The organism is Marinobacter sp. C1S70 (genome assembly GCF_000475355.1).
Taxonomy (GTDB): domain Bacteria; phylum Pseudomonadota; class Gammaproteobacteria; order Pseudomonadales; family Oleiphilaceae; genus Marinobacter; species Marinobacter nauticus.
On record NZ_AXBW01000058.1, the window covers coordinates 1 to 335 of the forward strand.

At 55.8% G+C, this 335-nt stretch carries 1 protein-coding gene; it reads right to left on the reverse strand.

Annotation, left to right across the window (positions count from 1 at the left end; all coding sequences use genetic code 11):
• Positions 1-264: transposase (locus tag Q669_RS14270; protein ID WP_022992797.1), on the reverse strand; the 264-nt coding region annotated here is incomplete at its 3' end.
• Positions 265-335 lie beyond the last annotated feature (71 nt).

Genomic DNA, 335 nt, shown 5'->3' on the forward strand with positions numbered 1-335 from the left:
TAACGTTTCGTGATCGTTCAGGTCTTCGTACCCGGCGGCCACGCCAAAGACCCGCTGCCGGATCATGGTCTGAAGCTTGTGGCGAACCAGTACCGGGTTACGGGCATCGTCCAGAACCGTAGCCAGGCGCTGAGTGAGCTGGTGTTGTTTGTCGACTTCGCGAAGCAGGAGCAATCCGGCATCGGAGGTGATGTGGCCACCGGAGAAGTCGGCTTCGATTTGACGGCGAGAGAGTGGCGAGAAGGTCAGTTTTTCAGGTACCATTTTGGATAGCGGCTGTTGGTGCTTGGTGGATTGGTTAGGCTCTTGAAATCATAGCACTTTCAGCCGCTTTC